The 14,990-nt window shown below is 61.2% G+C and carries 11 protein-coding genes; 5 read left to right on the top strand and 6 right to left on the bottom strand.

All coding sequences use genetic code 11. The features are described 5' to 3' along the window. Window positions 1-68: 68 nt before the first annotated feature. A complete protein-coding gene (locus NPS56_RS11050) occupies window positions 69-1,721 on the bottom strand; it encodes a methyl-accepting chemotaxis protein (RefSeq protein WP_274074640.1) in 1,653 nt (550 codons plus the stop codon). Between the two features lie 54 nt (window positions 1,722-1,775). Further along, the gene (locus tag NPS56_RS11045; protein ID WP_274074639.1) at window positions 1,776-3,209 is read right to left on the bottom strand and encodes a coniferyl aldehyde dehydrogenase; all 1,434 of its coding nucleotides are present in this window, start codon (window positions 3,207-3,209) and stop codon (window positions 1,776-1,778) included. A gap of 197 nt (window positions 3,210-3,406) precedes the next feature. Between NPS56_RS11045 and NPS56_RS11040 the strand changes: the two genes are divergently transcribed. From NPS56_RS11040 to NPS56_RS11020, 5 genes are read left to right on the top strand one after another with little or no spacing between them, the layout of a single operon-like run. Next, window positions 3,407-4,390 (top strand): flavin reductase family protein, encoded by a 984-nt coding sequence (locus tag NPS56_RS11040; RefSeq protein ID WP_274074638.1) that lies wholly within the window; start codon window positions 3,407-3,409, stop codon window positions 4,388-4,390. Further along, complete coding sequence (locus tag NPS56_RS11035; protein WP_274074637.1) at window positions 4,387-5,715, top strand: spinster family MFS transporter; 1,329 nt, start codon at window positions 4,387-4,389, stop codon at window positions 5,713-5,715. The genes NPS56_RS11040 and NPS56_RS11035 overlap by 4 nt, the downstream gene beginning before the upstream one ends. A 23-nt stretch (window positions 5,716-5,738) precedes the next feature. Beyond that, window positions 5,739-6,416 (top strand): TetR/AcrR family transcriptional regulator, encoded by a 678-nt coding sequence (locus NPS56_RS11030; protein ID WP_274074636.1) that lies wholly within the window; start codon window positions 5,739-5,741, stop codon window positions 6,414-6,416. 45 nt (window positions 6,417-6,461) lie between these two features. Next, window positions 6,462-7,592 carry a carbon-nitrogen hydrolase family protein gene (locus tag NPS56_RS11025; protein WP_274074635.1) on the top strand — a complete coding sequence of 377 codons (1,131 nt, stop codon included), beginning with the start codon at window positions 6,462-6,464 and terminating at the stop codon, window positions 7,590-7,592. Window positions 7,593-7,595: 3 nt separating this feature from the next. Further along, a complete protein-coding gene (locus tag NPS56_RS11020; protein WP_274074634.1) occupies window positions 7,596-8,651 on the top strand; it encodes an AraC family transcriptional regulator in 1,056 nt (351 codons plus the stop codon). Between the two features lie 346 nt (window positions 8,652-8,997). Here the strand turns inward: NPS56_RS11020 and NPS56_RS11015 are convergent, their stop codons facing one another. The 4 genes from NPS56_RS11015 to lon form a co-directional block, all read right to left on the bottom strand. Next, complete coding sequence (locus NPS56_RS11015; RefSeq protein ID WP_274074633.1) at window positions 8,998-9,849, bottom strand: DUF2242 domain-containing protein; 852 nt, start codon at window positions 9,847-9,849, stop codon at window positions 8,998-9,000. A gap of 193 nt (window positions 9,850-10,042) precedes the next feature. Continuing rightward, window positions 10,043-11,914, bottom strand: a complete 1,872-nt coding sequence (locus NPS56_RS11010) for a SurA N-terminal domain-containing protein (RefSeq protein WP_274074632.1) — start codon at window positions 11,912-11,914, stop codon at window positions 10,043-10,045. A gap of 233 nt (window positions 11,915-12,147) precedes the next feature. After that, window positions 12,148-12,420 (bottom strand): HU family DNA-binding protein, encoded by a 273-nt coding sequence (locus NPS56_RS11005; RefSeq protein WP_002552737.1) that lies wholly within the window; start codon window positions 12,418-12,420, stop codon window positions 12,148-12,150. A 149-nt stretch (window positions 12,421-12,569) separates the two neighbouring features. Beyond that, window positions 12,570-14,966 (bottom strand): endopeptidase La, encoded by a 2,397-nt coding sequence (lon, locus tag NPS56_RS11000; RefSeq protein ID WP_046817997.1) that lies wholly within the window; start codon window positions 14,964-14,966, stop codon window positions 12,570-12,572. Between the last annotated feature and the right edge of the window lie 24 nt (window positions 14,967-14,990).

Genomic DNA, 14,990 nt, shown 5'->3' with positions numbered 1-14,990 from the left:
AACATTGATGTTGATTATGCTGGCCTCTTCGCGAGCAGGCTCGCTCCCACAGTGAATGCAGTGTCTGCTCATGCAACATTGAATCGTGCCGACAACTGATCCAGTGCCCGCGCCAGTTGCTCCAGGTCCGCGGCGGCCACCGCGCTGCGCCCGGCATTGGCCGACAGCGCACCGGTGCCGCTGGAAACGCTCTCGACCCTGGCGACCATTTCCCGAGTGACCCGCACCTGTTCGGTGATCACCGTGGCGATGGTGTCCACGCTGCGGATCACATCATCGGTGCCGCTGCGAATCTGCGCCACCGAATCGCCGGCCTCATGGGCCAGGTTGACGCCGTCACGCACCCGGCTGACCACCCGCCCCATGCCGTCGACCACCGCCAGCGTGCCTTCCTGGATGCGCTGCACGGTGAGATCGATTTCGCCAATCGAGCTGGCGGTGCGTTGGGCCAACAGGCGAACTTCGTCGGCGACCACGGCAAACCCGCGCCCCGCCTCCCCTGCCCGCGCGGCCTCGATGGCGGCGTTCAACGCCAGCAGGTTGGTTTGCTCGGCAATGCTGCGAATAACCTTGAGCACGTGGCTGATCTCCCCGGAGAACCCTTCCAGCTGGCGAATGTGCACGGCAGTGTCACTGATCACGTCGCTGATGCGGTTCATCTCCTGGGCCATGTCGCGAATAAATTCCTCGCTCTTGCCCGAGCGCCGCGCCGAATGCTGGGTGATGTCGCGAGACACGCCGACATGGTTTTCCACTTCGCTGATCGACCCCGAGAGGTCCTCCACCGCCCGGGAAATCCCGCGCACCGCGTCCGCCTGTTGCTGGGTGGCCGTAGAAGCCGACTCCGCCGACTCAGCCATGTGCGCCGCTTCGTGACTGACCCGCTGCACCAGCTCGCGCATCTGTGAAATGAGCCCGTGCAGGCCGTCACGCATCAGCGCAATGTCGCGCAGCATCAGCGCGAACTCGTCGCCGCCCTTGATCTCGATTGGTTGCACCAGATCGCCACTGGCGATGGCCCGCACGCAGGCACCGGCCTGGGCAAAGGCACGCTTGAGCCGACGCAGCGTGGAAAACGCGGTGAGGCTGCCCACCAGGCCGCCTACCACCGCCAGTGCCAGGTAAGCCAGCAACGTCGAACGATAGCGGTACTGCGCCGCCTCGTAGGCCTGCGCAGCGCGCAGCTTCTGCAAGGCCTGCAGCTTGCTCAGCTCAGCCACGGCGGCATTGCCCCGGGGCTCGGCCATGCGCAGAAAGGACAGAATGCCCGGCAGGCGAAAATCGCCGACGCGAAAGGATTCCAGAAGGATGCCCAACTCGTCCTGCCATGCCCGGTAATGCTGGTCGAACGCATCAGCCGCCTGCTGCTCTTCGCCACTCAATGAGCGTTGGCGATAGCTCGCCCAAATCTTCGCCAGTGCCACATTGTTACTCTCGATGGCACTCAGGGTGGCTTCCACCGGACGGTCAAACGCCGCCACCAGCGAGCCTTCCGGGTCTTGCTGGATCGCCAGCAGAACCTGGCGACGACTTTCACCGAGGCGATATTCGATGTCACCAAACATCAACAAGGTCGCCAGGTTGTCCTCGTTGATGGCCCGCAGGCTGTCGCGCGCCTGCTGCAAACCGTAGGCGCCGAACAGTACCGCCAGGGCAAACAACAAGGTGGCCAACAGCGCCCAGAGCCACAGGCGCTGGGCGATCGTAATTGCCTTGAACATGATCAATGGCCTGTCCCCTGGAGCGGATGGGGCGCAAGGTACCCCAGCCTGGAATTAGTCGCGAGTGACCCCGGCCAGCATCGCCGCCAGAAAGTGCTCGCCATAGGGCGGCAACAGGCCCCATTCCCGGCGCGGGTCGTGGGCCGAGGCCTTGAACACCGTGCGCAGGTGACTGAATTCGAGAAAGCCTTCGCGGCCATGGTAATGGCCCATGCCCGAGGCACCGATACCACCGAACGGCGCATCGTGCAGGGCGGCATGCATCATCACATCGTTGATCGTGACCCCGCCGGACAGGGTGTGCTCGAGCACATGACGTTGCTCCTGTGCATCCTCGCCGAAGTAGTACAGCGCCAACGGACGTGGCCCTGCGTTGATTTGTGCGATGACCTGATCGAGCTCGTCATAACCCAGCACGACCATGGCCGGGCCAAAGATTTCCTCGTGCATGATCAGGCTGTCCTGGGCCGGATCCACCACCACCCGCAGCGGACGACGCCGATCCTGGGGATCCACCGCGAGGGGTTCGGGCAGGCACTCGATGCGAGTACCGCGCGATTGCGCATCCTCGACCAGGCCCTCGACCCGCTCCAGATGGCGCTGGTTGACCACTGCCACCACATCCGGGTTGCCAGCCACCGTCGGGATGAGATCGCGATAAGCGCCTCGCAATGCATCGAGGAAAGACTCGAGGCGGGCCTTGGGCACAAACACCAGGTCCGGGGTGATACAGATCTGTCCGCCATTGCCGGCCTTGCCTGCGGCGATGCTGAAGGCGGCCTTGTTCAGGTCGGCGCTGGACGAGACGATCACCGGCGACTTGCCACCCAGCTCCAGGGTCACCGGCACCAGGTTTTTCGCGGCATTGCCCATTACCCGCCGGCCAATCGCCGTGCTGCCGGTAAACACCAGATGATCAAAAGGCTGGCTGCTGAACGCCTCGCCCAACTCCGGGCCGCCATTGACCACGGCCACCACCAGCGGGTCGAGGTGTTCGGCGCACAGGCGCGCCACCAGTTCAGCGGTGCGCGGCACCACTTCCGACGGTTTGAGGATGGCCCGGTTGCCCGCTGCCAGCGCCGAGGCCAGAGGACTGAACAAGGTGTACAGCGGGGCGTTCCAGGTGCCGAGGATGCCCACCGTGCCTTTGGGCTGGTGCATGACCCAGGCCCTGGCGCCGAGCTGGTCATAGGGGGCAAACATTTCCCGCGGCTCGTCCTGCATCCACCCTTGCAGATGATCGCGGGCATATTTGAGCGAAGCCAGTGAACCCAGCACGTCATTCATCAGGGAAAAGCCGGCGGGCCGTCCGCCAAAGTCCTGGTCGATCGCCGTGGTCAATGCCCCGTGGTTGTCGACCAGCAGGTCGATCACTTGCTGCAGGCGCTGGCGGCGGGTGTCGACGCTGACACTGCCGGCGCCGGCAAAGGCTTCTTTCTGGCGCGCAAGCAGGCTGGAAAGGTCGTCCGAAGACGTGGCTGAACTCATTGTTATCCCCTTGCAGGTTGGCTCGATGGCCGGTGAGCGCCCGATGCGCCTGGCGCCACCCTAGCCTCGCACACGCCTGCGCCGCCTCGTCCAATCGGACGAGGCGGTGCATTAGCGTTAGTCCGTTGAGACGATGTTCAAGGCCTGCAAACGTCCAATACTGGCCATACGAAAACCTCCACCCCATGAGGCCAGTCATGGCAATGCAAAATATCAGCTTCGATCCCCAGGCATTTCGCGCCGCGCTCGGCACGTTCACCACCGGGGTCACGATCATCACCACCCAGACCGAAGACGGCTCGCCCGTGGGCATCACCGCCAACAGTTTCAACTCGGTGTCGCTCAACCCGCCGCTGGTGCTCTGGAGCCTGTCCAAGCAAGCGCGCAGCCTGCCGATCTTCAGCAGCGGCAAGCACTGGAACGTGCACGTGCTGTCCACGGAGCAGGAGACCCTGTCGGGACGATTCGCCACCCAGGGCGAGGACAAGTTCGCCGAGATCCAACTGGACAATGGCATCAGCGAGGCACCGTTGCTGCAGGATTGCACGGCGCGCTTCCAGTGCCGCACCGCGTTCCAGTACGAAGGTGGCGACCATGTGATTTTCGTCGGCGAAGTCCTCGCCTTCGATCACAGCGACCGCGCGCCGTTGGCGTTCCAGAGCGGCCAATATGCCCTGGCCACGCGCAAGCCCCGCAGCGAACTGCGCCTGGCGACCACGCCGCCACCGCCCGAGTGCAGCTACACAGAGGACTTGCTCGGCTACCTGCTGGGGCGCGGCCATTACCAGGCGCTCAATGCCCTGCGCCAACTGCTGAACAGCCAGCAGCTGGACGAACAGACGTTCTTCGTCCTGTCGATCCTGTGTATCCGCGACAACATGACGCTGGAGGAGATCAACACCTTCGTCACCTACACCGGCCGCGAAGTGACGCTGGCCAGCATGCGTTTTCTCGAGCGCCAGCGCCTGGTGGCCTTCGAAGGGCCGGCACAAGCGCCGCGTTTTGTCCTCACCGCCCAGGGCCGCGAAGTTTCGTTGCATCAGCTGGCGCTGGCCAAGGCCGTGGAAGAAGACCTGTCGGCCAAGCTCGGCGCCGCCGATGCCCAAGCCTTGAAGGTGTTGCTCAAGCGCCTGATTCACGTGAGCGACCCGGGCCTGCCTGACCTGTGGGCGCCGCGATGACCGCTCGCGCAAGTACGCTGCCGGCCGCCACGGTCGGCTGGGGCAGCCATGGCCTGCTGTTGCTGCTGGCCATGGTGTTTGCCGACAACTTTGTCGGGCGCCAGATACTCGCGGTCATGGTCGAACCGATCAAGGCCGAATTCGGCGTCAGCGACACGGCCATCGGCTTGATCTCTGGCTTGGCGTTCGCGGCCGTCTATGCACTCATGGGCCTGCCGGCCGGGCGGCTGGTGGACCGCATGCCGCGTATCCGCCTGCTGGCCATGTCCTGCCTGCTCTGGGCCGTGGCCACCATGGCGTGCGGGCTGGCGGGCAGCTTCCTGGCGCTGGCCGTTGCGCGAATGCTGGTGGCCATCAGCGAATCGCCGACCACTTCGGCCTCGCTTTCGTTGATCGCCGACCTGTATCCGGCCCATCGTCGCTCCTTCGCCATCAGTTGTTTTACCGCGGCGCCGACCTTTTCCTCGATCATCGGTTTGAGTATCGGTGCCTGGGTGGTCGAGCACTATGGCTGGCGCACGGCGTTCATTGCCCTGGGCATGCCGGCCCTGGTGTTTTGCACCCTCCTGGCGTTTTTCGTGCGCGAGCCGCAGCGTGGCCGCTGGGACCTCACGCCACACACCCACACAGCGCCCGCGCTGCTTGGCATGGGCGCCGAAGCCCGCAAGCTCTGGGCATTGCCGGCCTACCGCTGCCTGATTCTCGCGGGCGGCCTGACCACGCTCAGCTCCTATGCCATTGCCATGTGGAACACCAGTTTCCTGGTGCGCTCCCACGGCTTGTCACTGCAACACGCCGGCTTGCTGGCGGGGGTGATCTGCGGGACCTCGGCCGGGATCGGTGGTCTGTTCAGTGGCTGGTTGAGCGACCGCCTGTGCCGTCGCGATCCCCATTGGCAGGTGTCCATTCCCGTAGTGGGCCACCTCGCGGCCACCTGCGCCCTGGTCCCCTATCTACTGTGGTCCGACTCCGTGCTGGTGCATCTGGGCGACGTGCCGATCCCAGACGCCATGCTCTGGTGTGCGCTGTATTCCTTTTTTGCCGTGTGGTGGGTCGCGCCCTCCTACAACCTCGTCACGCAACTGGTGCCAGCGGGTAGGCGCGGTACCGCCATGGCGCTGCAAACCATCGTCAGCACGCTGCTCGGTATTGGCGTCGGCCCCTTGTTGACCGGCTTGTGCAGCGACATGTTGCTACCGCTGTTTGGCCAGGAGTCATTGCGCTATGCATTGCTGCTGGTGAACCTTCCAGTAATTTGTGCGGTGCTGCTGCTGATGCGCACGGCGCACCATGCTCGCGCAACAGGCTATCGCCACGCGGGATAATTTTTCCAGTTGACGGGACATCCATGCCAACCACCAGCGCATCAGCCAATCCAGTACACAGCGCCCGCGATCGACTGCTGGACGCGGCACTCGAACTCTTCGCCACCCACGGCTATCAGGCCATCGGCTTGCGCGACCTGGCGAGCTACCTGGGGTTGCATGCCGGGTCGCTCTACCACCACATCGAAAACAAGCAGGCCTTGTTGTTCGAACTCATCGAGTCGGCCTTGTCGGACCTGCTGCTGGACACGCTGCGGCGAATGAAAGGCGCACGCAACGCTCGTGCACGTCTGCGGCTATTCATCCAGGCTTTCGTCGCTTTCAACTGTAATGAAAAATACAGACTGACGCTGGTCACCCGTGAGTTCACCAACCTGAACGAAGAACAGAAGAAGCAGGTGATCCAGCTGAAAAACCGCTACGCCGCTCTCTTGAACGCCATCATCACTGACAGCTACGGCGAGAAAGGCGCGGCCTGTGCAGACATCTGCCCGACCACCAGTGCTGTCATTGCCATGCTGTTTGGCCAGTCGCAGTGGTATACCCTCGAGACCAGCGAAGCACAGCTGACAGAAACACTGACAGAGGTAGTGGCGTGCATTATCGCCAACAACCAGAAGACCAAAACACCTGCGACGCGGCCAATAACGCGAGGCGCTGTCAATTTTCCCCACCCACCGCCTGATTCGCTTTATCCTTGACGCAAATCGATGACAAGCCTGTAGAGGGCTATTGACTGTTCCCCCATGCGCAAACTTTTGTACCTGACGTTCTCCATGGCGCTTGTCGCCGCTCTTACGACCTACGCAATGTGGGCCGCGGATCGCCCGACGGGGCTGTACCTCTCGGATCTGCGGATCGATGTCGCCGTCGACCAGGGCACGCCCGCCGACCGCGGCAACTTGCTGGGCATCCAGCCCGAGCTGTTTCCCACCGACTACCAAAGCCCCGAACGCTTGCACCGCAAACTCGCCGCCTACTTGCAGAAGGCCCGGGACCAGGGGCTGTTGAATGAAAAAACCATCGTCGTATTGCCCGAACATGTCGGCACCTGGCTGATGGTCAGCGGCGAAAAGGACGAGTTGTACCAGGCCGGCACGTTCAAGGAAGCCATGAACTGGCTGGCCGTGAGCAACCCGCTGAAGTTCGTCCGCGCGCTGATTGGCGCCGAGGGCGAGAGCCGTATCGACGACGCGCACCTGCGCATGAAAGCCAAAGGCATGGCCAAGGATTACCAGGCGTTGTTCGGCGGACTGGCCAAGGAGTTTGACGTCACCCTGGTGGCCGGCTCCATCGTGCTGCCCGAACCCAGTGTCGTCGACGGCACGTTGAAAATCGGCCGTGGCGCGTTGTTCAACAGCAGCGTGGTGTTCGGCCGCGATGGCCTGCCCATCGGCCAACCCCAGCGCCAGATGTATCCGGTGTTCGAACAGCAGGAGGCGATCAAGGCCAACGGCGAACACAGGCTCAATGTCGTCGACACCCCGGCCGGGCGCCTGGGCGTGCTGATCGGCAGCGACAGCTGGTACCCGGACAACTACCGCAAACTCGATACTCAACAGGTACAGCTGGTTGCTGTCCCGGCGTTTGTCTCCGGTCGCGGTACCTGGGACCAGCCGTGGCGTGGCTACAAGGACTCATCGACACCCGCCTCCGTCAGCCTCAAGGCCGGGGAAGTCAGTGAAGGCCAGGCCTGGCAGCGCCTGAACCTGAGCACTCAAGCACCCGCCAGCCAGGCCATCGCCGGCATCAATGTATTCCTGCGTGGACAGTTCTGGGATCAGGGCAGCGCCGGGCAGAGTTTTCTCAGCAGCAACGGCCGGCATTTCGCCGACGGCAAGGCCCGCGGTGCGCGTCTGCTGAATCTTTGGCTGTAGGCCATGAAACCCACCCCCATGCGCCTGGGTGATCTGTCGGTGGGTTTTGTTCACAGCCTGGCCGACGCCGTGCGCAGCCACGGCACAGACCCGCAACCACTGCTCGAGCAATACGGCCTGGATGCGGCCCGGTTGAGTGAAGCCGGTGCCCGTCTCTCGATCCCGCGCTACATGCGCCTGGGCCACGCGGCCATCCAGTTGACCGGCAACCCGGCGCTCGGCTTGCAGATGGGCCTGCTCAGTCGCCTGAGCCAGGCCGGCCTTGCCGGCGTGACTGCCGCCCAGGCGCCGACGGTGCGCGAGGCGGCGCGCTGCCTGATTCGATTCGAAGCCTTGTATGGCTCCAACTATCGCGGTCAATCGAGCTTTCACGAAGATGCCCAGGGTGCCTGGTTGCGCTTCTATTCCATCAGCCCCTACAACAGCTACAACCGCTTCGTGGTGGATTCGATCATCTGTGGCTGGTTGCAGCAATTGTCCAGCGTCAGCCCTGCCCCGCTGCGCGCCGAACGCATCGACATCGAGTTCGAGGATCCCGGTTACCGCGCGGCCTACGAGGTGCTGGGCGACTGCCCGATCCAGTTTGGCGCCGAGCACAATCAACTGCGCCTGAGCCTGGCCAGCCTTGCCCAGCGCAACCCCGAGCATTGCCCGAGCACCTGGCGCCACTTGTTGAAGTTGTGTGAGCGAGAGCTGGAGCAGCTGACACGCACCCGCAGCCTGGGTGAACGCATCACTCAATTGCTGGGGCCGTTGCTCAATGGTGGCCGGGAACCCGACCTGGAAGAAGTGGCGGCACGCCTGAAGCTGCCGGTCTGGACCTTGCGCCGCAAGCTCGCCGAAGAAGGCACGCAGTTTCGTGCGATCCTCAACGACACCCGTCGCGACCTGGCCATGACCTACATCCGCGATACCGAACTGGCGTTCGGCGAAATCGCCTATCTGCTGGGCTTTGCCTCAGCCGAAGCCTTTCAACGCGCCTTCAAGCGCTGGACCGCCCAGACGCCCGGCGAGTTTCGCCGTAGTCGCAGAGAGACAGCCATCAGCAGCAAGCTTTAAGCTGAACGTTAAAGCTCGGTCGCGTCTTCGGCGGGTTCCAGTGGGTCCAGTTCAAACGCCTGATACTCGAGCAGTTCTTCTTGATAATCGTCCATTTTCGAATCCCCCACAGCTCATGAAAAAACGTCTGAATAAATGACCAGCGCCTTGAGCCTAAAGTGCCCACGTGAAAAAAAAATGACGCGGACACGACAGTTCGTCGCTTACAGATAAAACGTAGCAGGCGGGAGGGAATTTATCACAGGATTTTTTTGCTGCAGGCCGCAGGACGACGGTCTGTTTGACGCGGGTCAATCTTTGTAGCGGTGACGGGGCCGGCGCGAAGTCGCCTGGCCCCGTGGCGCAATCACTGGCCAGTGACGGGCATGGCCTGGATCGGCTCCGCAGGTGGCGACATGTCGCTCGGGTTGGCGGGTGGCGTGATGCTTTCCGTGGAAGGCGTTGGCTCAGCGTTTGGGGACGAGGAAATCGGTGCGGCCTCAGGCGGCGGCGCAACCGGCTCGGAAGCGGCTGGAGCGACTTCAGGGGCCTTGGCGGCTTCTGGCGCCGGGGCAGGCTCTGGCGCAGATTCCGGTGCCAACGGCGCTGACGCCGGCGCCGGTGCCGGCTTCGGCTCGGGCACGCCCAGGTCGGTTTTCGGCTTGTCGGGGATGTGCGCCGCGGCTTTCACTTCCTTGGGCAGGAACAGCTCGACCAGGGCGAAGAAACGCTCGTAGAACTTCGCCGAGGTGACGGTTTCGCTCGCGACCTTGACCATCGAATCGTCCGACGAGCCGATCGGCATCGACACCGAGCCCAGCACGCCGACACCGAGGCTGGCCGAGTTGTTGGTTTTCTTCAGCGCGTACTTGTCCTGCAGGGCGTTGGCGAACACGGTGGCATGGTGCTCCGTCGTGCCGTCTTCGGTGCAGACCACGCTGAAACTGATTTCCATGTGGTTTTCGCCGGTCTGCTGGAAGCTCTTGTGCCCACTGACCAGCTTCGGATCACTGCTGGTGATGATATAGCCCTGGCTCAGCAAGGCTCGACGAGCCGCTTCACAGGAGGCCGAATCGGTCACCGGATAGTTGCGGGAAAAGGTTCCGGAATCATCGAAGTTCTCATGCTCGTAGATGGCGGCTTTCTTCGACGAACAACCGGCAGCAGCAGCCAGCACCAAGGCCAGCCCGACAACCCGCATGGGAATTGATTTAAACATTGAACATCCTGAGAGAAACGGTTCGGGGCGTATTGTGCAACAGATCGATGCTTAGCGGCGTACCGATTGTGTCTTAAAACAGTTACAGGGGTGTTGACCCGATGGTCGGGAGAAAATTACCCCGCCTCGTGCAATACAGGCTAAAAAAAACCCCGGCCTAACGGCCGGGGTCTTCATATCACGCGGACTGAGATCAGAAACGCTTGATCTCGGCCTGGCTTTCCAGCTGCTTGCGGTAAGCCGCGAAGTCTTGCTGGCCAACGCGCGAAGCGAGGAAGCGACGGTATTGAGCCTTCTCTTCTTCGGTCGGCGTGGCGGCCTCGTTCACACCGTTCAGACGCACGATCATCAGGCTGCCATCAGGCAAGGTGACGCTGCTGAAAGTCGGTTTGTCCTTGGCGGCAGGCTTGGGCATGCGGAACAGCGCCTGCAGCACAGCCGGGTCAACGCCTTCCTGAGCGCGGGTCGCAGCTTCGGTAACCTTCCAGCTCTGACCGTCGATCGGCTTGTCCAGAGGGGTCTTGCCATCACGCAGGCTGGCAATCAGCTCGTCAGCACGGGTCTTGGCGGCAGCAATGGCGTGCTCCTTGGCCAATTGCATGCGGATCGGACCTTCCACCTTTTCCAGTGGCAGTTGCTCAGGCTTGAGGTGCTCCTTGGCACGCAACACGATCACGGTGTCGGGGTCGAGCTCGATGGCGGTGCTGTTGGCACTCTCATCGAGTACTTCCGGGCTGAACGCTGCGGTGATCACGGCACGGTTGGCCGCAATGCCTTCGCCACCTTCACGGCCGAATGGCGCGGAAGTATGAACGGTCAGCTTCAAGTCCTGCGCAGGCTGGACCAGATCGGAGGCTTCGAACGCGGCGTCTTCCAGTTGCTTGGTCGCTTCGACGAAACGCTGCTCGACCTGCTGAGCCTTCAATTCGCGGGTCAGCTTGTCTTTCAGGCTGGCCAATGTCGGCACTTCAGGCGCTTCCACGCCCAAAAGCTTGATCAGGTGGAAACCGAAGTCGGTGCGAACCGGCTCGGAAACCTGGTCCTGGGCCAACGCATACAGGGCTTTCTCGAACGCCGGGTCATAGACGCCAGGACCTGCGTAGCCCAGGTCACCGCCGTTATTCGCCGAACCCGGGTCCTGGGAGAATTCCTTGGCCAGGGCGTCGAACTGCTCACCCTTGTCCAGGCGGGCCTTGATCTCTTCGATCTTGGCCTTGGCCTGCGCTTCGGTGGTCTTGTCGTTCACTTCGACCAGAATGTGCGCAGCCCGGCGTTGCTCGGACAGGTTCGCGGTTTCCTTCTGATACGCCGCTTGCAGGTCTTCGTCCTTGACGCTGACCTGATCAAAGAAGGAAGCCTTCTTCAACTCCAGGTAATCGATGACCACCTGATCCGGCGTCATGAATTCCTTGGCGTGCTCGTCGTAGTAGGCCTTGACCTCTTCGTCGGTCAGCTTCACGGTCGACGGGTCGACCTTGATGTTCAGGGAAGCGAAATCGCGGGTCTGTTTTTCCAGACGGGCGAAGGCCAGGACCTGGGCATCGGTAACAAAACCGCTACCCGCCACACCGGCGCGCAGTTGCCCGATCAGCATTTCCTGAGCCAGCATCTGGCGGAACTGCATGCGGCTGTAGCCGAGCTGACGAATCACCTGGTCGAAACGCTCAGCGCTGAACTTGCCATCTACCTGGAATTCAGGTGTTTGCAGGATGACCTGGTCCAGCGCCGCTTCGGAGAAAGCGAATTTGGAGTTTTCTGCGCCTTGCAGCAGCAGTTTGCGGTCGATCAGGCCTTTGAGGGCCGATTCGCGCAGCATTTTTTCGTCGAGCAAAGAGGCGTCGAAATCCTTGCCCAGCTGTTGCATGAGTTGACGGCGTTGCATATCGACCGCCTGGCTCAGCTCGTTCTGGCTGATTTCTTCACCATTGACCTTCGCCGCTTCGTTCTTGCTCGTCGTGGCCTGGAAAATGGCGTCGAAACCGGTCAAGGCCATCAGTGCAACGATGACCCCGATAATGGTCTTGGCAATCCAGCCTTGTGAATTGTCCCTGATATTTTGCAGCATGCGTCCCCCATAAACGGTTGAACTTCAAAATTAGGCAACCGTGGAGCGTGGGTAGAATCCGGATAGAAGAAAGGCGCATCCGAGGATGCGCCTTCTCGTAACTGGCGGAGCGGACCGATGACTCGTCTTGACAAGCCTCGGCGTCTCGGACCGGCGAACTGCCGACTGGACTACCGCTCCGCTGCCAGGTCAGGCTTGACCCCGACCCGGATAGGCAAAAACCTGAATGGAACTTAGTTGACAGCTTCTTTCAGTGCTTTACCGGCTTTGAAACCTGGTTTTTTGGCAGCTGCGATTTCCAGCGTCTTACCGGTCTGTGGGTTACGACCGATGCGAGCTGGACGATCAGTTACGGAGAAGGTACCGAAACCAACCAGAACCACGGAGTCGCCAGCCTTGAGAGCGCCAGTGACGGATTCGATTACAGCGTCCAGCGCACGGCCAGCAGCAGCTTTCGGGATATCAGCGGATGCAGCGATAGCATCAATCAGTTCCGACTTGTTCACTCTAAGTCCCCTTATATCTATTTGAGTATGATTCTAAGTTTTTTTGGTGAAAGCAAAAACGAGTGCTGAATGGCCTACAGACACTTAAGAGCCGCTTTATAACAAGGGCTCTAAAAAGCTGTCAAGGAAGCCCCCCAGGCAAATACGTACTAATGCGTGCTAATTCTTTCCTTAGAATCTGCGTCACGTTTCTCATCCTTCGCGACTATCTCCGGAGCCACATCCGGTAAGGGCTCCGGGGCGTATTGCAGCGCAATTTGCAGGACCTCGTCAATCCATTTAACTGGTTTAATCTGAAGATCTTGCTTGATATTGTCCGGAATTTCCTTCAAATCGCGAACATTCTCTTCAGGAATGATCACGGTCTTGATTCCGCCACGATGCGCGGCCAGCAGTTTTTCCTTCAAGCCGCCAATCGCCAATACCTGGCCACGCAGGGTAATTTCACCCGTCATGGCAACATCTGCACGTACCGGGATGCCGGTCAGTGCCGAGACCAATGCCGTGCACATGCCCACGCCGGCGCTAGGGCCGTCTTTCGGGGTCGCGCCTTCCGGCATGTGGATGTGCGTGTCGCGCTTCTCGTGGAAGTCCAGGGGAATGCCCAGGCTCTTGGCCCGGCTGCGCACAACGGTCAGGGCTGCGGTGATCGATTCGACCATCACGTCACCCAGGGAACCGGTCTTGATCAGCTGGCCTTTACCCGGTACGACAGCGGCTTCGATGGTCAGCAATTCACCGCCCACCTGCGTCCACGCCAGGCCGGTCACCTGACCGATCTGGTCCTGCTGCTCTGCCAGGCCGTAGCGGAATTTACGCACGCCCAGGAAGTGTTCCAGATCGTCCGCAGTGACCTTCACAGAGAAGCGTTTTTCCAGCGCATGCTCTTTGACCGCCTTGCGGCAGACCTTGGCAATCTGGCGCTCCAAGCCCCGTACACCGGCTTCGCGGGTGTAGTAGCGGATGATGTCGCGGATCGCTTCGGCGTCGAATTCCAGCTCGCCTTTCTTCAGGCCGTTGGCCGTGATCTGCTTGGGCGAGAGGTACTTGACGGCGATGTTGATCTTCTCGTCTTCGGTGTAGCCCGGCAGACGAATCACTTCCATCCGGTCCAGCAGCGCCGGTGGAATGTTCATGGAGTTGGAGGTGCACAGGAACATCACATCGGACAGGTCGTAATCGACTTCCAGATAGTGATCGTTGAAGTTGTGGTTCTGCTCCGGATCGAGCACTTCCAGCAACGCCGACGCCGGATCGCCACGCATGTCGCTGCCCATCTTGTCGATTTCATCGAGCAGGAACAGCGGGTTGCGCACACCCACCTTTGTCATCTTTTGAATCAATCTTCCAGGCATCGAACCGATGTAAGTACGGCGATGACCACGAATTTCCGCTTCATCGCGCACGCCGCCGAGGGCCATGCGCACGAATTTACGGTTGGTGGCGTGGGCAATGGACTCCGCCAGCGAGGTTTTACCCACCCCGGGAGGACCTACCAGGCACAACACCGGACCACGAATCTTCTTCACGCGCTTCTGCACGGCGAGGTATTCGAGAATGCGTTCCTTGACCTCTTCGAGGCCGTAGTGATCGGCGTCGAGAATGTCTTCTGCGCGAGCCAGGTCAAGGCGCACTTTACTCTGGGCCTTCCACGGCACCTGGACCAGCCAGTCGATGTAGGAACGCACCACAGTCGCTTCGGCGGACATCGGCGACATCTGCTTGAGCTTGTTCAGCTCGGCCGTCGCCTTGGCCAGGGCGTCTTTCGGCAGGCCGGCGGCATCGATGCGCTTTTTCAGCTCTTCGACTTCGTTATGCCCTTCGTCGCTGTCACCGAGCTCTTTCTGAATGGCCTTCATCTGCTCATTCAGGTAGTACTCGCGCTGACTGCGCTCCATTTGCTTTTTGACACGACCGCGGATGCGTTTTTCGACCTGCAGCAGGTCGATCTCGGCATCCAGCAAGGCCAGCACGTGCTCGACACGGGCCGACAAATCGATGATTTCGAGAATTTCCTGCTTCTGCTCGATTTTCAGCGCCATGTGCGCGGCCATGGTGTCGACCAGGCGGCCTGGCTCATCGATGCTGTTGAGCGACGACAGGACTTCAGCCGGGACTTTCTTGCCCAACTGCACATATTGTTCGAACTGCGACAGCAGGCTGCGCACGAACACTTCCGACTCGCGCTCAGGCGCATCGACCTCGTCGATCAACGACACTTCGGCGCGGCAGTGGCCGTCCACTTCGCTGAAGCGCTCCACGGCGCCACGCTGCTCGCCTTCGACCAGAACCTTGACCGTGCCGTCAGGCAGCTTGAGCAGCTGCAGAACGGTCGCAATCGTACCTACGCGATAAAGTGCGTCTTCGCCGGGATCGTCGTCAGCAGGGTTTCTCTGGGCCAGCAGAAGGATCTGCTTGTCGCCCGTCATCGCTGCCTCGAGGGCTTCGATGGATTTCTCGCGCCCCACGAACAGCGGGATAACCATGTGCGGATAAACCACGACATCACGCAATGGCAGGAGAGGCAATTCGATGGTTGTCTTCATGATTTCGCCTCTACGGCGGCCATA

Origin of the sequence: Pseudomonas putida, from assembly GCF_028682635.1 — a bacterium.
GTDB lineage: Bacteria > Pseudomonadota > Gammaproteobacteria > Pseudomonadales > Pseudomonadaceae > Aquipseudomonas > Aquipseudomonas putida_AE.
This window is presented reverse-complemented; position numbering and strand designations above follow the sequence as displayed.